The organism is Gordoniibacillus kamchatkensis (assembly GCF_000829455.1).
GTDB lineage: Bacteria > Bacillota > Bacilli > Paenibacillales > NBRC-103111 > Gordoniibacillus > Gordoniibacillus kamchatkensis.
Genome location: NZ_JXAK01000003.1, coordinates 185,249 through 206,396 on the forward strand (window position 1 = coordinate 185,249; position 21,148 = coordinate 206,396).

Below are 21,148 nucleotides of genomic sequence, written 5' to 3' on the forward strand. Positions count from 1 at the left end.
GCCCAATGACCAGAAATACGGCGGCTTCATTGAACATGCATACCCGTTCCGTCAAGCAACGTCTCGGGGACTTTTGGATTTTCGGCGTGCTCGTGCTGCTGATCCTCATCTTCGGCATCATCAATCCGGTGTTTTTCACGGTCGACAACTGGAACAACACGTCGACGTTTATGACGGATACGCTGCTGCTGGCGCTGGCGGAAACCGTCGTGATTTTGACGGCGGGCATCGATTTGTCCGTTGGCGCGAACATGGGGTTGTCCAGCATCGTTTTTTCGCTCATTTTGCAATACGGCATGGAGCATGGCATAAGTCCCGCGCTTTCGATACCGCTCGGCGTATTGGGAGGATTGGTGACGGGCGTCCTGGTCGGTCTCGTCAACGGCTTTCTCATTACCAGGTGGAAAATCACTCCGTTCATCTCGACGCTCGGCATGCTCGGCGTGTGCACGGGGCTTACGTTCATCGTTTGCAACGGGACCAGCGTCACGAATTTGCCGGCAGAGCTCGGCACGATCGGCAATTACATTATTTTCGGCTTCATCAGCTTCTCCGTGCTCGTTACGGCGCTTGCGGTCGTATGGATCTATACGGTGCTGACGAAAACCCGTTTCGGCCGGTACACCTACGCGATCGGCAGCAACGCGGAAGCCGCTTCCCGCGCGGGCATCAACGTAAACAAGCATTTGACCAAGGTGTACGTGCTGTCCGGCTTCCTGGCCGCGCTCGCCGGCATCATCATCGTGATGCGCTTCGTCAACGGTTCGCCGCTGACGGGATCGCATACGGAGCTTAATGCGGTCGCGGCGGTCGTAATCGGCGGCACGAGCCTATTCGGCGGCAGAGGCAGCATCTGGGGCTCCGTGGTCGGAGCGGCGATTATCGCGGTGCTGCTGACGGGGCTGGTGCTTGCGCATGTGCAGGCATATTGGCAGATCGTCGCTGTCGGCGCCATTATCGTCCTCGCCGTGTATGTCGATCAATTGCGCAATAGAAACAGACGGTAGCGACGTCTTTTCTATATGAAGCCATTCCATTTCTTAGGAGGGTTACGCCACATGAAAAAGGTATTGTTAGGGGTTCTGGCAACGCTCGTCTCCATCTCTCTGACAGCGTGCGGTTCGTCTTCGGGAGGGGGGAGCAAACCGGCGCAAACGGCGCCGGCCGCGTCCGGCGACAGCAAACCGGCCGCAGCCGACAGCGGCGGGAAGGACAAGAAGAAGCCGCGCATCGCCTACGTGGCCGGCATTACGACTGACGCCTTTTATATCTCGATGAAGTTCGGGGCGGAGGAAGTAGCCGGCAAGCTCGGAGTCGATCTCGTCTGGACAGGAGCGCCGGAGTGGGACTACACGAAGCAGACTCCGATTGTCGACAGCCTGATCGCCGAAAAAGTGGACGCCATCATCATCGCGCCGAACGATGCCAAAGCGATGGTCGCCCCGCTCAAAAAAAGCGATGAGCGCCGGCATTCCCGTATTTACGGTGGATACGAACGTTTCCGACGAGTCGGCGTACGTCGCCAACGTCACTTCCGACAATTTGCAAGGCGGCAAACTGGGCGCCGATACGCTGGCAAAGCTGATCGGGGAGAAAGGAAAAGTGCTCGTCATGAACACGAAGCCGGGCATCTCCACGACCGACGACCGCCAGAAAGGCTTCCTGGAAGAAATCAAAAAGTTTCCGAACGTTCAAGTCGTGGCGACCGAATATTGCGACGATCAGGCGACGGTCGCGGCCAAAAAAACGCAGGACGTCCTGCTGGCCAACCCCGATTTGAGCGGCGTATTCGCGGCTAACGTCGTGTCCGGCGCCGGCGTGGCGCAAGGGCTGCGCGTGAAGAACGCGCAAGACAAAGTGAAGCTCGTTTCCTACGACGCCGGTCCGGAGCAAGTGAAGTCGCTGAAAGCGAACGAGCTGCAGGCGATCATCTCGCAGAAGCCGCTGGAAGAAGCGCGCATCATTTTGCAAATGGCTTACGACTACTTGAACGGCAAAAAGGACGTCAAAAAGCTGACCGTGCTCGACAACGTATCGGTTACGCCGGACAACATCGACAAACCGGACGTTCAGCAATGGCTGTACCGCACCAAGTAAGTCCCCGACATTCGAAAGTTTGACAGAAGCCGAAGCGAAAAAATGACTGCCAGGCAGCTTGAGTGCTGCCCCGGCAGTCATTTTTTCATCGCACTAACTGCTCAAGCTGCCTTCCGGCCGCTTCGCGAAAAACGTCTTCAGCGCCTTGTACACTTCGCCCTTCTCGCGTATGACGCAATGGAGAAACTTCGGATTTTGGATGTTCCGGTAGGCGGACATGAGCGTCGAGCTGCGGTTGTATTGGTTGACCTCGCCGTAGCCGAACATATTGCAGCGTTCGACGAGCTCGTGGATCAGCTTGACGCACCGCTCGTTGTCGCTTGTCAAGTTGTCGCCGTCGGAGAAGTGGAACGGGTAAATGTTGTACTGGGCCGGCGGATACCGCGTATCGATAATGTCCAGCGCGGTCTGGTACGCCGACGAGCAAATCGTGCCGCCGCTCTCTCCTTTCGTGAAAAACTCCTCCTCCGTCACTTCCTTCGCTTCGGTGTGATGGGCGATAAACACGATCTCGACGCTCTCATATTTGGTGCGCAGGAAACGGGTCATCCAGAAGAAGAAGCTGCGGGCGATATATTTCTCGAACGAGCCCATGCTTCCCGAGGTGTCCATCATCGCGATAATGAGCGCGTTGGAATGCGGCTTTTCGACTTCGTCCCACGTCTTGAAACGAAGGTCGTCGGGAGTGATGCGGTGCGCATCCGGCGCCCCGTCGCGGGCGTTGCGCCTGATGCTCTCCAGCAGCGTCCGCTTCTTGTCGATGTTGGACATAATGCCTTTTTTCCGGATGTCGTTGAAGACGATCTCCTTTGTGCTCATATTTTTTTTGTCTTTGTTTTGCAAGTTCGGCAGCTCGAGTTCCTCGAACAGCAGCGTTTGCAGCTCCTCCATGCTCACTTCCGCCTCGTAATAATCGTCGCCCGGCTGGTCGCCGGCGCCTTCCCCTTTGCCGGGGCCGGCTTGCGCGGAAGGATCGACGCCGAGCACGTCGCCGACCTGGGAATCGCCGTCGCCCTGGCCGACGTGCTTCGATTTATTGTAATTGAAGCGGAAACGGTATTCGTCAAGGGAACGGATCGGCACTTTCACGATTTGTTTGCCGTCGGACATAATAATGTTTTCTTCCGTGACCAGGTCCGGCAAGTTTTGTTTGATCGCCTCGCGGACTTTTTGCTGGTGCCGGGTTTGATCCTGAAATCCTTTGCGGTGAAGTGACCAGTCCTCGCGGGAGACGATGAACAGCGGATTCGTCATAAGCGGCGACACCTCCTGAAAGATATGAATGGCCTATCTTGCGCGAACGTCACTCGGGAAATAGTGCTTGTTATCATTTATATTCAATCGGTGGGGGGTTATGTGAAGGAGAGCTTGCATCGGGGGACGGATGGGCAGACTCTCAAGAGTCATGCCAATGGAAAAGAGGAATGCACCTTTGTCAATCAATTGGACAATAGAACCGAGAAATACACCCAGCATCGCAGTAACGAACGTTCGTATTCATTGGAGGTGAAGAGCCCATTACTCAAGGATCCAGTACGATCGATTAGCTCATCCAAATGGCGTTACAAGCGATGCGCGTAACGGTTCCGATACTCGCGGGGAGAGCATTCGGCGTATGCCTTGAACTGCTTGTTAAAGGCGCTGAGCGATTGAAAGCCGCTTCTTTCGGCGATTTCTATGATCGGCAGTTCGGAGATGCGCAGCAAATCCATAGCCGCTTGAATGCGCAGCCGATTGACAAAGTCATGCGGGGACAAGCCCGTCAGCAGTCGGAACTCGCGGTAGTAGAGAGACCGCCCGATCCCTGCCTGCCTGGCAAGCTCATCGCCGTCAAGCGGCTCGAGGTAATGGGCGAGAACATAGCCGACCGACTCCGCGACGGCGGAGCCGGCTCCGCTCACGGTCTTGTGCCCCCGCCTTTCATGAACGAATCCGTCCACCTGCAGTAGAATATCGATCAGGTGCATATATTGCCGCGTAACCCAAGCGCCGGCGCCCTGCTCCTGGGCCTCGGCGGCACTGCGCGCCGCTTGCGTGATCACCTTGGCATAGGGCGTATCCCCGGGAATAAACGGAGGCATGCCTCGTTCGGCGTAGAACGGCAGGAGCAGCCGATTGCCATCGGGCAGCTTCAGTACGGCTGAGGGAGTGAACAGCACGAGAATCGCCTCGAACGGCTTGCCCGGCTGCGCGAAGCTCCAATGCGGCTCGAAGGGGCGGCAAAGAAACACATCGCCGGGACGTCCGCGATACGTGCGGTCGCCAAACCGGTATTCCAATTCCTCTTCCAGCAGTACCCCGATCTCCAAACAATCATGCACATGCAGGTCATGCTCCTCGTCCGATCCCCAGACGCGGCTGAATGCAAAAGAACGAGTCAACCGCAATTGTTCGACATACATCCGAACCCCTCCTATTCTCTAATCATTATCATGTTGTGGACAAAATGACAAGTTTGACGCGAGCTCGGAAGAGATTCCGGCGCGGCGCTGTGTTACATTGGGGTCACATTTTCCTATACAGAGGTGATCTTCTCAATGCGTTTATATTTGATCGGAGCCGGCGTTATTGCGCGTACTCATGCCGAAGCGGCGGCCAAGCTTCCGGAGGAGGCGGAGCTGCGGGCGGCAGATCCGAACCCGGCGGCGCTGGAATCGTTCCGCAGCAGTTTTCCGCAAAGCGTCACCTTCGCAGACGCCGCACAAATGCTGGCGTCAGAGCCGCCCCGCGACGACGATATCGTGATTGTGGCCACGCCGCCTTTTGCCCATTTGGAGGGGACCCGGCTTGGGCTTCTATCTGGGCGTCATACGCTTTGCGAGAAGCCGCTGGCGATGAACGGCGAAGAGGCGGAAGCGATGCTGAGTCTGGCTAATGCGAAAGGCAAGCTGCTCGGCTGCTGCAGTGTCCGCTACAAGGGGATGCTGCATAACGAAGCGGTTAAAAGAGTGATTCGCTCCGGAGCTCTTGGCGACATCTATCATGTCAGCTTCATCAACAAATGGTCGCGCAGCCGCGCCGGCATCGAATATCAGCCGGCCAGCCGCTGGTTTCTCGATAAAAGCAAGAGCGGCGGCGGCATCCTTATGGACTGGGGCCCCTACGATTTCGCCACTCTAATCGATGTTCTGGATCCTTCTGAAATTGAAATAGGCGCCGCGTGGATGGCGAAGCCGCAAACGGCCGCCGATCCGGCGGATGCGGTATACGATGTCGAACATCATATCGGCGCTTATATGACGCTTCATGCAGCAGGCCGACCGATTGCCGTACACTATGAACGGGGGACATGCACACACGGAAGCGAGCAGTTCATCGGAGAAATCGAAGGCACGCTCGGAGCCTTGCGATGGACGCCATTCGATTCGCGCCAGCCGGTTTATTTGCGATATGACCGCGAAGGCAGCGTTGTGGAGGAAATTGTGGATCCCGGAAAGCGGGGGCCGTTCACCGTCATGGATCACCCGCTGCTGCATTTTTACAATCAAGTGAAGGGATTGCCGTCGCATGCCAACGTGGGCCGACGGGCTATCGACCATTTCCTCTGTCTCGGAGCGGTCTATGCTTGTGCGGAGTCCGGCGGCAAGCAGCGGGTGACGATTGCGCCGGCGGCGGCCGCAAGGGGGGCGGAGCAATGAAGATTCGCGGTTTTTCCAGTAATATGTACGGCTGGTTCGAACGATGGAAGGCGGACGGCAAGGAACCGGTATGGGACGACTTGTACCGGGCCTGTGCGGAAGCCGGGCTTGATGCGGTGGAGACGGATGCGGCTCCGGAGAGGCTGGCCCTTGTCCGCGCTTATGGCTTGACTGTGTCTGCAAGCTACATCGGTCTTCAACTTCACGGCGAATACGCGGAACTGGAAGAGGAAGTGCTGCCTTATGCGGAACGGCTCGCTATTGCCGGCGGCACCGATCTGCTCGTCAACGCCGATCCTTACGGTGGCTGGAAGCAGCCTCTGCCAAAGCCGGAAGTGCTGGTGCAGCGACAGGGAGATAACTTGTCGCGTCTCGCTGACAAGCTGCGTTCGTTCGGCTTGCAGCTGTCGCTGCACAATCACGCGGCTGACCGCCACAACGCCGAAGCCGATCTGCGTTCCGTCGTGCAATACGCCGACCCGGCTGTCGGACTTTGCGTCGATACCGGCTGGGCTCATGTCGCCGGCTGCGATCCGGTGGCCTGGATTCGTGAATATCCGGAACGAGTGAAAGCCTTCCATCTGCGTAACCAGCGCGGGCGCGTGCCGACGGAGGATTTGACGGATGGAGAAATCGACATGGTGTCGGTGCTGAAAGCGGCGGCGGAAGGAGGCTACGGCGGCTGGCTGGCGCTGGAGCTGTGGCATCCGCCGGAGACGGGGGCAGTGCGATCCATGATCGAAGACGTACGTAGGTCGATTGCTTATTTGCGCGAGATAACGAGCCAAACCTCAAAGAATACAAAATGACATCAATTCCCCAAAAAGCCAAATTACAATAAATGAATCCTCAAAAATACTGCAAAATTGCGTTGACAGTTTGAGGGTATTCGCTTACAATTAACACACAAACTTCAAAAAACCACATTGTAAGCGCTAAACTACACAAAAAGCGTCAAAATGTGTGGTTTGTATGAAGCCACCATCGCGATCATCACTTCACATGGGAGAGGATTTTGTGAAAGCGGTTAAAAGGACTTCGCTGGCACTCCTGACACTTACGCTGTCCGCAGGCGCCGTTCTGGCCGGATGCAGCAGCAAGAACGACGCATCCGGCAGCGCGCCTTCGTCCGGTGCATCGTCAGGCAAGCAAGAAAAGGTGACGCTCGATTTCTGGACCTTCTGGGGTTCGACGACTCGCCGTCCGATAATCGAGAAAATCATCAGCGATTTTAATGCTTCGCAGGATCACATTGTCGTGAAGCATACGTACTTGCCGTGGGGCGACATTTGGACGAAAGAACTGGCACAAGTAGCGGCCGGTAACCCGCCGGATGTAATCGTCAACGATATTTCCACCGTCGCTCAGCGCGCACAGAAGAACCAGAACACGAATTTGAAGAGTTTCATCGGCAGCGAAGATATCAAGAGCCGCTTCTTCCCGGAGCTGTGGAATACAACGCTGTATAAGGGCGACGCGTATGCATTGCCGTTCACGACCGACACTCGCGTGATGTTCTACAATAAAGCGTTGTTTAAAGAAGCGGGTCTAGATCCGAATAAGCCGCCGGCCACTTGGGATGAATTGGCAGCCGACGCGAAGAAGCTCGACAAGATCGGTAGCGACGGCAAAATTGAAAGGCTCGGCTTCGAACCTAATCTTGCCGCTGGCTGGGACCTGTTCCTAGTGAACTCCGATGGCTTGGCTTTCGTCGACGATAAAGGCGCTCACATCAACACCCCTTCCAAAATCGATGCGCTGAACTACATCAAGAGCTGGGAAGATCGTCTCGGAAAGAAAAATCTCGACGCCTTCCAAGCGGGCTTCGGCAGCAAACAGAACGACCCGTTCATCTCAGGCAAGCTGGCCATCAAAATCGACGTCGGGACGTTCTGGACGCAAATCCGCGACTTCTATCCGAAGAAGGAGGATATCGGCATCGCGCCGCTTCCGGAATTCAAGCCGGGAACTGGCCACAACAGCGTCGGCGGAGGTTTCGTCGTGGAGATTCCGAAGGGTGCCAAGCATCCGAAAGAAAGCTATGAGTTCATGAAGTATTTGACCGACGTTGCCGCACAGAAATATTGGGCGCAGTACAATTTCGACAACGTGGCGAACATTCAAGCTTCCAATGATCCTGAGCTACAGAAGGATCCGGTATACAAAGCGACGGTAGATAACCTTAAGTACACCAAGGTTACGCCGGTTCCGCTCAACGCTCCGGACTTCCGCAACCTGCTCAATCCGGAAGTTGACGCGGTTCTTCTGGGCAAGGAGTCGCCGAAGGATGCGCTCGACAAAGCTCAGGCGGCGGTAGAGAACCTGATGAAACAAAATACGAAATAAAGGCTTCTTGACAAAGGTGGAGCGGTGGTTTTAAGCGCCGCTACACCTTTTTTTTACAAAATAAGTCAAAGGAGGGATCGTTGTGAATCGGAAGAAAGGGTTTTCGCTCGAGCGCCGCGAGAAAGCTTGGGGGTATTTGTTCGTGTCCCCCTGGGTGTTCGGTTTCCTTGTATTTACGGCGGGACCGTTGCTGTTTTCTCTCTACGCCAGCTTTACGAACTATGACATCACCTCGCAGATGGATTGGATCGGATTGAGGAACTTTCACCGGATGTTCAAGGAGGATCCGCTGTTCTGGATCTCGTTGAAAAATACGTTGTTCTATGTGGTCCTCATGGTTCCGCTGACAACACTTTCCTCCGTCACCATCGCCGTACTGCTGAATGTGAAAATCCCGGGTATGCGGCTGTTTCGCACCATGTTCTACCTGCCATCGGTTCTTTCCGGTGTTGGCGTCTATCTCTTGTGGATGCAGATCCTGAATCCCGAGTCAGGGCTTGTCAACCGCATTCTGGCTTTCATTGGTATCCACGGCCCGGCCTGGCTGACCGATCCGAACTGGACGAAGCCGGCGATTATCTTTATGAAAATGTGGAGCATCGGCGGCGGCATGCTGATGTATTTGGCCAGCCTCCAAGGGGTTCCGGAACAGCTGTACGAAGCGGCGGAAATCGACGGGGCGGGCGCCCGCCTTCCGCAAATTCCGCAGCATCACGCTGCCCATGATCAGTCCGGTCATCTTTTTCGAGATTGTCACCGGCTTGATCGGCGGTTTTCAGATTTTCCAGGAGGGCTACGTCATGTCGGATAACACAGGGCCTGGCGCGCCGATGAACTCGCTTATGTTTTACAACTTGTACATGTATTTGAAAGCTTTCAAAGTGTTCGATATGGGATATGCGATGGCGATGGCCTGGTTCCTCTTCCTTATTGTTATCATTATTACGATTATTAATATGACCGTGTCGAAATATTGGGTTCACTATGAAGGAGGAGATCAGCGATGAGCACTGCCGCAGTACGGACAGGAGGCTACTTCAGAGGTCGGAAAGCACAGCGGAACCTGTCCAAGGCGATCGTTCTCGTCCTCTTGATCGGAGGCAGCATTTTATTTATTTTGCCGTTCTGGTCTATGTTCTCGACTTCGCTAAAGAGCCCGGAGGAAATCGCTCATTTCCCGCCGACCTTTTTCCCCGAGCATTGGCTGTGGAAGAACTATGTCGATGCTTGGCGTCTGGCCGACTTTACCCGGTATACGTTCAACACCTTGTTTATCGCCGTGATGGCGATGATCGGGCACGTCTTGTCCAACACTTTCATCGCTTACGGCTTCGCCAAAATCAAGTTTCCGGGCCGGCAGTTTCTATTCACCGTGCTGCTGGGCACGATGATCATTCCGGGGTTTGTTACGCTGATCCCGCAATACATTTTGTTCGCCAAGCTGCATTGGGTCGGCACCTATTTGCCGCTGATCGTGCCGGGCTATTTCGGCGGGGCGTTCTCGGTGTTTATGCTTCGCCAGTTTTTTATGACGATTCCGAACGATTTGATCGAGGCGGCCAAAATCGACGGCGCCAACCACCTCTATATCTGGTCGCGCATCGTAGTGCCGCTGGCCAAGCCGGCCGTGGCGACGATTGCCGTCATGACGTTCAACGGGGCATGGAACGATTTTCTGGGACCGCTGCTTTATGTGAACGACGTTTCCATGTACACGCTCCAGATCGGTTTGGAGTCGTTCAAAGGCGTTGTAGGCTCGGCAGGGATGCAGTGGCATTATTTGATGGCCGGATCGCTGATCGTGCTGACTCCGGTCGTGCTGCTGTTCTTCCTCTTCCAACGCTATTTTATTGAAGGAATGAACATTTCGGCCGGCACGAAAGGTTGAGAACGGGAGAGAGGACATGAGCCGTAAATATAACATCTTCATATATCATCATACGCATTGGGACCGGGAATGGTGGGCGACGATGCAGGATTTTCGGATCCGCCTCGTCGAGCTGATCGACGAATTGCTCGATACGCTCGATAGCGACCCGGAATTCCGCTGCTTCCTGCTGGATGGACAGACGATTGTCCTGAAGGATTATTTGGAAATTCGCCCGGAGAATGAACAAAAACTCGTTCGCTATATTCGTGAAAACCGGATCCAATGCGGACCTTGGTATATATTGCCCGATGAGTTCCTGGTCAGCGGAGAGGCGCATATCCGAAACCTTTGGCTGGGACACCAAGTATCGGAGCGGCTTGGGTACGACAATTTGGACGTGGGTTATATTCCCGATACCTTCGGCCACATTTCGCAGATGCCCCAGATTTTGCAGGGGTTCGGCATCGATAACGCCATGGTATGGCGCGGCCTCGGCGGGCCGGAGGAGACGTTCAAGCAGGAGTTCTTATGGGAAGCGCCGGACGGCACGCAGGTGTTCGCGTACTGGTTCCCGGACGGCTATTATGTCGTCGATTTTCTGCATTTCGACAATCCGCAAAAAACTTATGACGAGACGTTCGGCCGCGTAAGGCGTTCCCTTGAGCGCTGGACCAAACGGGCGACGACCGGCAACCTGCTGATGCCGTACGGCGGCGATCACCGGCTCATCGATAAGCGCCTGCCGCGCTTGATTCGTGCCGTCAACGAGGATTTGAAGGAGTTCGGCGAAATGCGCTGGGCGACGACCAAGGAATTCCTCACTGCCGTCCGCGAAGAGCAGCCGAAGCTGGACGTGGTGCGCGGCGAGCTGCGCCGGACCGGTGCCGATCTGCCGCATCTGTTGCCGGGTGTCCTGTCTTCCCGAATAGTTCTGAAGCAGCTCAATCAAATCGGGCAAAATGCGCTCGAACGTTATGCCGAGCCGATGTCCGCGCTCGCATGGCTGCACGGTCGCCGATACGAGGCCTCCATGCTGTGGAAAGCTTGGGAGCTGCTGGTGCAGAACCACCCGCACGACAGCATTTGCGGATGCAGCATTGATCAGGTGCATCGCGAAATGCTGCCGCGTTTCGCACAGTCCAAGCAAATCGCGGATATTGTCACGGAGAAGAGCGCGCAGCACATCAACGCTCGGATCGATACGTCGGACTTGCCGGAAGGCGCCATGGCGCTGGTCGTTCATAATCCGCTCAGCTGGAAACGCAGCGGCATCGCTACCGTGCATGTGCTTCGCACATTGGACATCCACCCGCGCACTTATGTGCTGCTGGATGCGGCAGGCGGCGAAGTGCCGTTCCAGGTGAAGGACGCTGCCGTACTCAAACCGATGACCGATAAGTGGCGCTACACGGAAATCGCTTTTGAGGCGAAAGATGTGCAAGGCTTCGGCTACCGCACTTATACGCTCATGAAACGCGAGACCGCGCTTGATCCGAAGCAGCTGTTCGTCACAACGGTGCAAGCGGCCGCGAAGCTGAAAGGCAGCGATGCTCCTGCCGATCTTCGCATCGGAAGCAACCTGCTTGAAAACGGCAGGCTCAAGGTGGAAGTCGATGCGGACAACGGCACCTTAACCATTACGGACAAAGCCTCGGGCACGATCTATGGCGGGCTGAACGCGTTCGAGGACGGGGGCGACGCTGGCGATACGTACAATTACGGGGCGCCGCTTATGGATCAGGTGCTGCGTACTTCCGGTTCACCGGTAAGGGTGCATGTTTCGGCGGAGGAAGCAGGCTACGCGAAGGCGACGCTGAAGGTGGAAGTCGATTGGTCGCTGCCGAAAGGACTGGACGAGACGAGAAGGAGCCGGTCGTCCGACTACGTCGCCTGCCGACTGACGAGCTATGTTACGCTCGCGGCGGGCTCGAGCCGGGTGGACATTCGTACGGAATGGAACAACGAAGCGGGCGATCACCGGCTGCGGGCGCTGTTCCCGCTCGGGAAGACGGCTGCCGTCTCTCATGCCGAAGGGCATTTTGACGTGGTGGAGCGGCCGGTGGCAATCGGAGACGCAGGTAACGGCTGGCCGGAAACGACCGTTCTTCAGCTGCCGCAGCAGGGCTATGTCAGTGTCGGCGGCAGCGGCAGAGGGCTAACCGTCGCGAGTCGCGGACTTCCGGAATTCGAGCTGCTGAGTGATTCGCGCGGGACTCTGGCCGTCACTCTGCTTCGCGCTGTCGGGTGGCTTTCCCGCGAAGATACGCTCGTGCGGGTGGGGGGCGCCGGACCCGAGACGCCGGTTCCTGATGCGCAGAGCTACGGCCCTAACGCCGCCGAATATTCGATAGTCGTTCATAGCGGAGATTGGTTGGAAGATAGGTCGTACGTTCAGGCGCACGAGTATTTGACGCCACTGTACGGTACGCTAACGGACGTTCATGAAGGTGCGCTGCCGAAGGACGACGGCTTGATCGAGCTGATCGGCGAGCACACGCTGCTTCTCAGCGCCTGCAAGAAAGCGGAAGCGTCCGACTCGCTCATTCTGCGCTTCTGGAATGTGGCCAAACGCCCGACGGAGGCTGTTGTGAAGCTGAAGCGGAAGCCGGCCGGCGTGTGTTATGCGAATCTTAGGGAGCAGCCGCTAAGCGGCGGAGAGATCGATATCGCCGAAGACGGCAGCTTCTTCGTACGGGCCGGCGCCGCGGCGATCGTCACGCTGGCCGTGGAATTGCAACGCTAAAAAAGGCGGCGAACCTATGCCGCGGACATTTGCGCTCGCCTTCGATTTCGGCGGTACCCAGACGATGGCCGGACTTGTAGACGATGCGGGGAAGGTGCTCGCCTTCCGCCGATTCGAGACATATATACGCGACACGCCGGAAAGTCATTTCGCGCGATGCGGCTTGCTGTAGCTTTGATCGGCAGCAAGAAGGGAAGGATGATGGACCTTGCGGACCTTACTCCTGTCATCCCCTTTACGAGACCGGCTATCGGTCCTTGCAAGCTCCATTCGAGCCTATTTTAACCAAAACTAATTCCCCGGAGATGGTCTACCATGAATGTGCAAAAAAAGCCAAGCAACGTGATTACACTCAAGAAAGCATTGGAAATGGCGGAGCTTCACGGCTACGCGAACGGGTCGTTCTCGCCCCGCTATACGTCAATGATCCTTCCGGTTCTGAGAGCCGCGCAAAAGACCAATTCGCCGGCCATCGTGCAAATTTCCCATAAGGAGCTTCTCCGTTACGGCATCACGCCTAGTGAATTCGGAGAGGAATTTTACGAAAGAATGCGTTCGGAAAGCATCGCTGTCCCTGTAGTTCTGCACCTGGATCATACGAAGGAACTCGACACGATCGCGCTCGCCATCGAATCCGGTTTTACCTCCGTCATGATCGACGCTTCCGAGAAGCCGCTGGAGGAAAATATCGCGATAACCCGCGAGGTTGTGGAATACGCCCACGCGCGAGGCGTATCCGTGGAAGCCGAGCTCGGCTTGATCGGAACGACCGATTTCGTGGAGACCGACAAGGACGAAGAGTTGTATACCGATCCGAGGGAAGCGCAGCGTTTTGTCGCGGAGACGGGTGTCGACGCATTGGCCGTATCGTGCGGTACCGCTCACGGCGTCTACATGGTGAAGCAGCCGAAGATCGATTACGAGCGGCTCAAAGCGATTCGCAGCCTGACACCGGTGCATCTCGTGCTGCACGGCGGTTCCGGTGTGCCTGCCGAGATGGTGATGAACGCGATTCGCCTGCCGCAGGGCGGTGTGAGCAAGGTCAACATCGCCACCGACCTGGAGCTTGCTCTGCTGGAAGCGCTCGGACGCAAAGAACGGATGACCAACGAGGAGTGCAACAATCTCGGCGCCGATCTGCTGGAGCTCGGTCGCTCGGCTGTTGAGCGTACCGTTGCCGATAAAATTACGAATTTCTTGGGAAGTAAAGACGGTGGAGCCTATTTTGCTTAACAGGCGGTTCTCCGAAGGAAAGAAGGCCATTTCCCATGACGCAGTGGCGGTTCTCCGCACGCGGGGTGACAGCGTGTATTATACGTTTCCGCAGCGTCAGGAGCCCATTCATTTCCTCGAATTACATGGCTACAATCTGTCATCTGCGAATGCAACGAATGGTCCCGCGGGCAATCATGCCGTCCGATGGGATAAGCTGGGCAATCGTGGCCGACGGCGATGAATGTGTTCGCTCACGACTGCGTGAAGCACGGCCGCGTACCTATTTTTCATGCGGTGAACGGATGGACGAACGGCTGAAACTAGGCCCTGCATCGGGTTCGATTGAATAAAGAAGGCGGTTGAGATTCATGGATGACACGAAAGCGGAGAAAACGGAGAAGGTACTCTGGTCAATCGGATCGGCAGCCGGGTATTCCGGTGAACTGTTCGACAACTACAAAGATCCGAACCGCCTTGGCGACATCGTTTGGGACGCGGACCTGAGAGCCAGCACGGAGGGCGGCCGGCAGTGGCCGATGTTCCATCCGAGCGAGGCCGATCCGGAAGCGGGCTACCGCCATCACCCGTATACGATACGCTTCAGCTTGGATCGTGTGCAGGAGCAGGCTTATATGCTGAAGATCGATTATTTGGTTATCGCTCCCAGATTGTCGTATTTGGACATCCGGATCAACGGGGTGACCGGGCAGGCGCATTTCCGGCCGGGTCCTTCGCACACGGGAGAGATCGTTCTCCTGTCCGGCTTGCACACGACCATTTATTCCGAAGGTACTGCGGAAATCGTCATTCCCGGCAGCCTGCTGCGGCAAGGAGCGAACGAGCTCGTGCTGACCAGCCGTGACGGAGGGGATACGGATATTGTCGACCGGATCGAAGCGGTGAAGCGGCTGGATCGGATGGCGAACGGCGCCGGCGTCATTTACCGCCGGCTGGCGCTTTCGGCCGGGTATCCGGCGGACAGAGAGCCGGCCTCCGCCGTTCGCAGCTCGCTCGTTCAGTCAACCGTCTTGTACGGCCGGAGGGAAGACGGACATCTGCGCAATGGCTGCAGACTCTACGTGGAATTGAACGATGCCGTACCGGCGTCGGAATGGACGCTCCGGCTCCGCTCTGCGGCGGGAGATGCCGCGGAAAGCGTGCGGCTTGCGGTGCCTGCTACCGCGTTCGGACACTTGTGCCTTCCCTTCGACGTATTTGACGGCGAGGGAGAGGTCGCTTACACGTTGGAAGGTGCGCCGGCGGTCATTTCGGGAACGTTCCAACGCCGTCGAAAATGGAAGGTGTACATTACCCCGCATGCCCATACCGACATTGGGTATACGCACCGTCAGTGGGAGGTGGCCGAGCGGCTGTGCCGAAATATCGACACTGCGCTCGACATCATAGCGGGGGAGAACCGAAACGCCGGGAGAGGACCATCCGATAGCCCGCCGTCGTTCACCTACCATCTGGATTCCGGCTGGGCTCTCGAAACGTATTTGCAAACCCGCGACGGCGGGCGCAAATTACGGCTGATCGATGCGCTCAAAGCGGGAAAAATCAGCGTTGCGGCCAATTACGTCGACCTCCTGACGCAATTCGCCGGGCTTGAGGACCTGATTCGCAACCATGAATTTCTGAGCGACTATCTGAAGCCGCACGGCATGCAGCCGACATTCGCGGCGGTGGTCGACGTCGCTTCCCTGACCGGCTCGCTGCCGGCGGTGCTGGAAGGCAGCGGGATCCGCTATCTGGTACATGCGAACAATCAAGACCGCGGCCCGTTCCGTCTGAACGGGGGGCTGCATAAGCTTTCCCCGTTTTACTGGGAAGGAACAAACGGCGGACGCGTGCTGACCTGGCTTGCCAAAATGTACTGCGAGCTGCGCAAAGTATGCGGCAGTCCGCCGCTCTTGTCAGCGGCCGAACGCGGTTTGGACATGTGGCTGCAGGAATACGAATCGCCGGATTATGCGCCGGACGCCGTGCTGCTCTACGGGCAGGAAGCCGACAATACGGATCTGGATCCGCAGCCGGTTGATTTTGTCAAGCGGTGGAACGGAACCTACGAGTTTCCGAAATTGATCGCTTGCGATGTTGCGGAGTTTTTTGAATATGTCGAGCAGGAGTTCGGCGACCGTTTGAAAACGGTGAAAGGCGACGGCGGCGCCTATTGGGAAGACGGCGCAGGCTCCTCCATCGTGCCTACGATCGAGGCGCGCCGGACGCAGGCGATGCTTCCCGCGGCCGAGCGGCTGGAGTCGCTTGCCGTGCTGCACCATGAAGGCTGGGACTTTCCTTCCCGGCAATTCGATGAGGCGTGGCGCGATTTATTGCTCTACGATGAACACACGTGGGGCGCCTTCCTTAGCGCCACCGAACCGGAGGCACTGCTGCAGCGTGATCAATGGGCGGTGAAGGAAGGGATGGGGCGCAGTGCGCGGCAGTGGGCGGACCGACTGCTTCACGTCGCGGCGACCCGCCACAGTCTCAGCTGGAACAACGACGGCCGCGAGGTCGTCGTCTACAATCCGAACAGCTGGCCGATGAGCGGCCCTGTTCGAGTGGAAATTTCCCCGGCGGAAATCGTTCTGGACGCGGAGACCGGCCATAACGTGCCGCTGCGGCCGATTCGCACCATGGCCACGCAAGCGGTCGTGGAGCTGTGGGTCGACGGTGTGCCGGGTTTCGGCTACAGACGCTACGTGCTGGCTAGTGATAAAGCGGTCGCGTCCGCCGGCTCGACGCCTGCGTCGCATGCAGGCAAAGCAACGGCTGAACCGCTGCACGGGGAAAGCTGCCTGCTTGAGAACGATGTTTATCGGCTTCAGATCGATGTCGCGAGCGGCCAAGTTCGCAGCTGGTACGACAAAGAGCTCGGCGAAGAGCTGGCGGACGCCGCTTCTCCTTGGGGCTTCGGGCAGCTGATTTACGCCGAAGGCGGCGAAGGGACACGGCTCGTCAGCAATCAGGCGGATCTGCCGGACGGCTCGCCGCTGCTATCGGCCGACTTCCGTTTGAAGGAAGCCGAATCGGAGAGCTACACTCACGGCCAAACGCTGCGGCTGAAAGGCACCGTCCCTTGCGGCGAGCTGCTGGTGGAGTGGACGCTTCCGGCGGGCGGCAAACAGGTCGAGGTCAGTTATACGCTTCGGAAGCAAGAGCGGCTGGCCAAAGAGGCGGTATACATCGCCTTTCCTTGCGGGATGCCGTCCGCCGAGGTGCTTTCCGATTCGCAGCTGGGCTGGGTGAACTGGAACGTCGACCAGCTTCCGGGCGGCTGCAAGGAATGGCTGCCGCTTCAAACCGGCATCATCGTGCAGGGCGAACGCACAGGCATCCACATCGCCTCGCCGGACATTCCGCTGTTCTGCATCGGAGACGTCGTGCGCGGTACTTGGCCGAAAGAGAAAGATTTGACGGGCGGCGCGATTTATTCCTACGTGCTGAACAACTACTGGCATACGAACTACAAAGGCTCACAGGGAGGGGAAATCGCGTTCCGCTACGTTCTGACAAGCGGCGAACGGATTGCTCCCGAGGAGGCTTACCGGGCCGGCTGGCAGGCGCGCCAGCCGCTGTACGCCCAGCGCATGAGCTTCCAGGATTTCCGCGAGGTGCTGCCGCCTTACGATAAGAAGCACGGCGGTACGCTCGCCGAATTCGAGAGTGACGGGGCGGCCGTCACCGTCATCCGCAAAGCCCGGCATACCGGCGGCTTTATTGTCCGGATGCAGGAAATTTCCGGCAAGCCGCAGACGGCACGCTTTCGGATTCCGGGCAGAAGGATCGCAAGAATCTGGCGCACCGACCTTCTGGAACGGGAGCAATGCGAATGGATGCCGGAGGCGGACGGTTCCATGCTCGTGGAGCTGACGCCCTGGAGTTTGGAAACGATAAGGCTGGAATTGGAGCCGTAAGGAGGAATTCGCATGACAAAGGCTGTAAAATTGGCGGACCGGTTCTACGCGGTCGCCGGCGACAAGCTGACCCATCCTTGGGATGCCAGCGCTTATCTGTTCACCGGCGACGAGCCGGTGCTGATCGACTGCGGCAGCACGGAAGGCTACCCGGCGCTGATTAGCAACCTCGCCGAGCTGGGCCTCGCGCCGCAGGACATCAGCGCCGTATACGCTACTCACGGTCATTGGGACCATGTATCCGGCTTCGCGCAGCTGCGGGAGGAAAGCGGCGCCCGGCTGTACATTCATGAAGCGGACCGCGAACAAGTCGAGCAGGGGGATGCGGACCGGACCGCGGCGTTCCTTTATCGCAAGCCGTTTCCGCCGGCGAAGGCGGACGGCGTTCTGCGGGAAGGAGATATCATCCGGGCCGGCGGCTATGAGCTGCAAGTGCTGCACACGCCCGGACATTCGCCGGGCAGCGTCTCGTTCCTGTTCGATACCGCCGCCGGCACGATTCTAATTGCCGGGGATACGATGTGGGGCGGCTATCATCCCAAAGTCGGCTCCGACCTCGAAGCCTGGGAGCAGTCGCTCGATAAGCTGCTGGCCTGCGAATTCGACCTGATGACCTTCGGCCATTTGCCGCCGACGCTTGTGTTTGACGCCAAGAAGAAGGTGGCTGAAGCGCGCAAACAGCTCGGCGTCTATCTGAATCCTTGGTTCAAGCCATTTTACGAAACATTCCAATATTAGTATGATGCTATTAGCGAAGGGAAGGAATCTCGGTGAAACATCGCAAACTTCACATGATCGGCAACGCACATTTGGATCCCGTCTGGTTATGGCAATGGCAGGAAGGCTTTCAGGAAACGAAGGCGACCTTCCGTTCCGCACTCGACCGGATGAAAGAATATGACGACTTCGTCTTCACCAACAGCTCGGCGGCCAACTATGAATGGGTCGAAAATAACGATCCCGCTATGTTCGAGGAAATCAAACAACGCGTCAAAGAAGGCCGATGGCAAATCGTCGGCGGCTGGTGGGTGCAGCCGGACTGCAACATACCGGGCGGCGAATCGTTCGTTCGCCAGGGCCTGTACGGGCAGCGTTATTTTCTGGAGAAGCTCGGCGTCACCGCCAAGGTCGGCTACAACGTCGACAGCTTCGGCCATCACGGCATGCTCCCGCAAATTCTGAAGAAGAGCGGCATGGATTACTATGTCATGATGCGTCCGATGCCGAATGAAAAGGGCCTTCCGTCCCGTCTGTTCCTCTGGGAATCCGACGACGGCAGCCAGGTGCTGTCGTTCCGTTTACCGTTCGAATACTGCACATGGGGCAAGGATCTGGAGAAGCATATTCGCCGCTGCATGAGCGAAATGAAGGAGCCGTACGACGACCTGATGGTATTTTACGGTGTCGGCAACCATGGCGGCGGCCCGACCAAAGAAAATATCGACAGCCTGAAGCGGATGAATGCGCTGCCGGATTTTCCGGAAATCGTGTTCACCGGCCCGAACGAATTTTTCGCCGAAATCGAGCGCAAAGGGCTTCCGATTCCGGTCGTTCACGACGACCTTCAGCATCATGCGAGCGGCTGCTATGCGGCTCATTCCGGGATTAAGCAGTGGAATCGCCAAGCCGAGAATAAATTGATCGCTGCCGAGAAATGGTCCGCACTGGCCAGCCGCATCACCGGCCAGAAGTACCCGGACGATTTTCACCGCGCCTGGAAAAATGTGCTGTTCAATCAGTTCCACGACATTTTGGCCGGGACTAGCCTGGAATCGGCTTACGAGGACGCGCGCAATATGCACGGCGAGGCGATGTCCATCGGGGAGCGCAACCAGAATTACGCGATTCAATCGCTTTCGTGGAACATCGGCATCGAGCAGGAGGAGGGCATGAAGCCGATCGTCGTGTTCAACCCGCACTCTTGGAACAGCCGCGTGAATGTGGAGATCGAAATCGGAGGCATGAAGGAAACGTCCGTACTGGTGGACGAAACCGGCAAGCAGGTTCCGTACCAAACGGTGCAATCGCACGCCACCTCCGGCGGCCGCTACCGGTTAAGCTTCATCGCCGATCTGCCGGCGATGGGCTACCGCGTCTACAAGGTGCTGCCGGAATCGAAGGAAGGGCGCGCGGGCGAGCCGATCAAGGCGAACGATTATTCGCTGGAGAACGACCGGCTGCGGGTGGAATTCGATCCGAAGACGGGCTTCATCTCCAGCCTTTTCGACAAGAAGGTCAACTATGAGGTGTTCCGGGGAGCAGGCGCCAGACCGGTCGTCATCGAAGACAAATCCGATACCTGGAGCCATAACGTTTTCCATTTCAACAATGTCATCGGCGAATTTAAAGCCGTAAGCGTACAGCGCGTCGAGCACGGTCCGGTCAAGTCCGTCGTCCGCGTCACGAGCGAATACGGCAAATCGACGCTGGTGCAGGATTTCGCGCTGTACCGCGAGCTAGACTATATCGACGTCAAAGTAACGGTGGATTGGCGCGAGCATTTTAAAATGCTGAAGCTCGTATTTCCTGTCAATCTTGTTTTCACCAAGCAAACCTATGAAATTCCCTATGGGTTTAAGGAGCGCGAGCACAACGGCGAGGAGGAGCCGGGCCAAAGCTGGGTCGATTACGGCGGCATTCTGCGCGAAGGCGGCACAGTGTATGGCTTGTCGCTGATCAATGACGCGAAATACAGCTACAGCATCATGAACAAGGAGTTGGCGCTGACGGTGTTGCGCAGCCCCATCTATGCCCACCACGATCCGCTCGTTCCGGATGCCAATGGCCATTATTCGTTCATCGACCAAGGCATTCAGCAGTTCCACTACCGGCTGCTGCCGCATGAAGGCAGCTGGGAGCAGGCGGGCACCGTCAAGAGAGCGCTGGAACTCAATCAACGGCCGACGAGCATCATCGAAACTTACCATGAAGGCAAGCTTCCGCAAAAAGCATCCTACATCAGCGTCGACCAGGACAATATTATCGTCAGCTCCGTGAAAAAAGCGGAAGAGGGCAACGACCTGATCGTCCGCTGCTACGAAACGAGCAAAACGGCGACGAGAGCGACGATTCGGCTGCCTTATGCGGACCGCGTCATCGAAGCCAGCTTCGGACCGTGCGAGATCAAGACGTTCCGCGTACCTGAGGACGCCGATCTACCGGTGACGGAAACGAACATGCTGGAATTGGAGTAGATGCGAAATGACGGCGGGACGACTTTCTTTAAACGGCAGCGACTGGCAGCTGAAGGACTTTGTCGGCGAGGACTGGATTTGGCGCAATGCGGAGAAGCCGAATACCCGGGATGTCCGCTGGTGGC

Annotated in this window: 16 protein-coding genes and 1 pseudogene; 15 read left to right on the forward strand and 2 right to left on the reverse strand. The window is 57.2% G+C overall.

Features of this window, described 5'->3' with window-relative positions; translation table 11 throughout:
• Window positions 1-5: 5 nt before the first annotated feature.
• From SD70_RS03190 to SD70_RS37510, 3 genes and pseudogenes are all read left to right on the forward strand, one after another.
• Window positions 6-1,007 (forward strand): ABC transporter permease, encoded by a 1,002-nt coding sequence (locus SD70_RS03190; protein ID WP_041045558.1) that lies wholly within the window; start codon window positions 6-8, stop codon window positions 1,005-1,007.
• 267 nt (window positions 1,008-1,274) lie between these two features.
• Window positions 1,275-1,379 (forward strand): annotated as a pseudogene (locus SD70_RS40165) (hypothetical protein); the annotation flags it as partial.
• 43 nt (window positions 1,380-1,422) lie between these two features.
• Window positions 1,423-2,097: a substrate-binding domain-containing protein gene (locus tag SD70_RS37510; protein WP_082053092.1), complete on the forward strand. Its 675-nt coding sequence runs from the start codon at window positions 1,423-1,425 to the stop codon at window positions 2,095-2,097.
• Between the two features lie 93 nt (window positions 2,098-2,190).
• Here the strand turns inward: SD70_RS37510 and yhbH are convergent, their stop codons facing one another.
• Both yhbH and SD70_RS03205 read right to left on the reverse strand, forming a co-directional pair.
• Window positions 2,191-3,351, reverse strand: coding sequence for a sporulation protein YhbH (gene yhbH, locus SD70_RS03200; protein ID WP_041045560.1), 1,161 nt, complete (start codon window positions 3,349-3,351; stop codon window positions 2,191-2,193).
• A gap of 308 nt (window positions 3,352-3,659) precedes the next feature.
• Window positions 3,660-4,499, reverse strand: coding sequence for an AraC family transcriptional regulator (locus SD70_RS03205; protein ID WP_041045562.1), 840 nt, complete (start codon window positions 4,497-4,499; stop codon window positions 3,660-3,662).
• Between the two features lie 135 nt (window positions 4,500-4,634).
• Here SD70_RS03205 and SD70_RS03210 point away from each other — a divergent pair, with 135 nt between their 5' ends.
• From SD70_RS03210 to SD70_RS03255, 12 genes are all read left to right on the forward strand, one after another.
• Entirely contained in the window at window positions 4,635-5,735 is a 1,101-nt protein-coding gene (locus tag SD70_RS03210) for a Gfo/Idh/MocA family protein (protein ID WP_041045564.1), read from the forward strand.
• Window positions 5,732-6,544 carry a sugar phosphate isomerase/epimerase family protein gene (locus tag SD70_RS03215; protein WP_041045566.1) on the forward strand — a complete coding sequence of 271 codons (813 nt, stop codon included), beginning with the start codon at window positions 5,732-5,734 and terminating at the stop codon, window positions 6,542-6,544. The genes SD70_RS03210 and SD70_RS03215 overlap by 4 nt, the downstream gene beginning before the upstream one ends.
• A 208-nt stretch (window positions 6,545-6,752) precedes the next feature.
• Window positions 6,753-8,081: an ABC transporter substrate-binding protein gene (locus SD70_RS03220; protein ID WP_231571009.1), complete on the forward strand. Its 1,329-nt coding sequence runs from the start codon at window positions 6,753-6,755 to the stop codon at window positions 8,079-8,081.
• 82 nt (window positions 8,082-8,163) lie between these two features.
• Window positions 8,164-8,892: a carbohydrate ABC transporter permease gene (locus SD70_RS03225; protein ID WP_231571010.1), complete on the forward strand. Its 729-nt coding sequence runs from the start codon at window positions 8,164-8,166 to the stop codon at window positions 8,890-8,892.
• Window positions 8,882-9,088, forward strand: a complete 207-nt coding sequence (locus tag SD70_RS37515) for a hypothetical protein (RefSeq protein ID WP_231571011.1) — start codon at window positions 8,882-8,884, stop codon at window positions 9,086-9,088. Before SD70_RS03225 ends, SD70_RS37515 begins: the two co-directional genes overlap by 11 nt.
• Window positions 9,085-9,969, forward strand: coding sequence for a carbohydrate ABC transporter permease (locus SD70_RS03230; protein WP_041045570.1), 885 nt, complete (start codon window positions 9,085-9,087; stop codon window positions 9,967-9,969). The genes SD70_RS37515 and SD70_RS03230 overlap by 4 nt, the downstream gene beginning before the upstream one ends.
• A gap of 16 nt (window positions 9,970-9,985) precedes the next feature.
• Complete coding sequence (locus SD70_RS03235) at window positions 9,986-12,694, forward strand: alpha-mannosidase (RefSeq protein WP_041045572.1); 2,709 nt, start codon at window positions 9,986-9,988, stop codon at window positions 12,692-12,694.
• Between the two features lie 16 nt (window positions 12,695-12,710).
• On the forward strand, window positions 12,711-12,866 hold the full coding sequence (locus tag SD70_RS35750) for an ROK family protein (protein ID WP_156157870.1): 156 nt from the start codon (window positions 12,711-12,713) through the stop codon (window positions 12,864-12,866).
• Between the two features lie 143 nt (window positions 12,867-13,009).
• Window positions 13,010-13,927 (forward strand): class II fructose-bisphosphate aldolase, encoded by a 918-nt coding sequence (locus SD70_RS03240; RefSeq protein ID WP_041045574.1) that lies wholly within the window; start codon window positions 13,010-13,012, stop codon window positions 13,925-13,927.
• Between the two features lie 350 nt (window positions 13,928-14,277).
• Entirely contained in the window at window positions 14,278-17,829 is a 3,552-nt protein-coding gene (locus tag SD70_RS03245) for a glycoside hydrolase family 38 N-terminal domain-containing protein (RefSeq protein WP_041045576.1), read from the forward strand.
• Between the two features lie 12 nt (window positions 17,830-17,841).
• Window positions 17,842-18,567 carry an MBL fold metallo-hydrolase gene (locus SD70_RS03250; RefSeq protein ID WP_041045578.1) on the forward strand — a complete coding sequence of 242 codons (726 nt, stop codon included), beginning with the start codon at window positions 17,842-17,844 and terminating at the stop codon, window positions 18,565-18,567.
• Between the two features lie 32 nt (window positions 18,568-18,599).
• Window positions 18,600-21,023 carry an alpha-mannosidase gene (locus tag SD70_RS03255; RefSeq protein ID WP_052487001.1) on the forward strand — a complete coding sequence of 808 codons (2,424 nt, stop codon included), beginning with the start codon at window positions 18,600-18,602 and terminating at the stop codon, window positions 21,021-21,023.
• Window positions 21,024-21,148 lie beyond the last annotated feature (125 nt).

Bases quoted from the DNA above. Each gene is read 5' to 3' on its own strand.
- SD70_RS03250 (WP_041045578.1), top strand. From the start codon at position 17,842: ATGACAAAGGCTGTAAAATTGGCGGACCGGTTCTACGCGGTCGCCGGC.
- SD70_RS03235 (WP_041045572.1), top strand. From the start codon at position 9,986: ATGAGCCGTAAATATAACATCTTCATATATCATCATACGCATTGGGAC.
- SD70_RS37515 (WP_231571011.1), top strand. From the start codon at position 8,882: ATGTCGGATAACACAGGGCCTGGCGCGCCGATGAACTCGCTTATGTTT.
- SD70_RS03240 (WP_041045574.1), top strand. From the start codon at position 13,010: ATGAATGTGCAAAAAAAGCCAAGCAACGTGATTACACTCAAGAAAGCA.
- SD70_RS37510 (WP_082053092.1), top strand. From the start codon at position 1,423: ATGCCAAAGCGATGGTCGCCCCGCTCAAAAAAAGCGATGAGCGCCGGC.
- SD70_RS03215 (WP_041045566.1), top strand. From the start codon at position 5,732: ATGAAGATTCGCGGTTTTTCCAGTAATATGTACGGCTGGTTCGAACGA.
- SD70_RS35750 (WP_156157870.1), top strand. From the start codon at position 12,711: ATGCCGCGGACATTTGCGCTCGCCTTCGATTTCGGCGGTACCCAGACG.
- SD70_RS03230 (WP_041045570.1), top strand. From the start codon at position 9,085: ATGAGCACTGCCGCAGTACGGACAGGAGGCTACTTCAGAGGTCGGAAA.
- SD70_RS03245 (WP_041045576.1), top strand. From the start codon at position 14,278: ATGGATGACACGAAAGCGGAGAAAACGGAGAAGGTACTCTGGTCAATC.
- SD70_RS03190 (WP_041045558.1), top strand. From the start codon at position 6: ATGACCAGAAATACGGCGGCTTCATTGAACATGCATACCCGTTCCGTC.
- yhbH (WP_041045560.1), bottom strand. From the start codon at position 3,351: ATGACGAATCCGCTGTTCATCGTCTCCCGCGAGGACTGGTCACTTCAC.
- SD70_RS03205 (WP_041045562.1), bottom strand. From the start codon at position 4,499: ATGTATGTCGAACAATTGCGGTTGACTCGTTCTTTTGCATTCAGCCGC.
- SD70_RS03210 (WP_041045564.1), top strand. From the start codon at position 4,635: ATGCGTTTATATTTGATCGGAGCCGGCGTTATTGCGCGTACTCATGCC.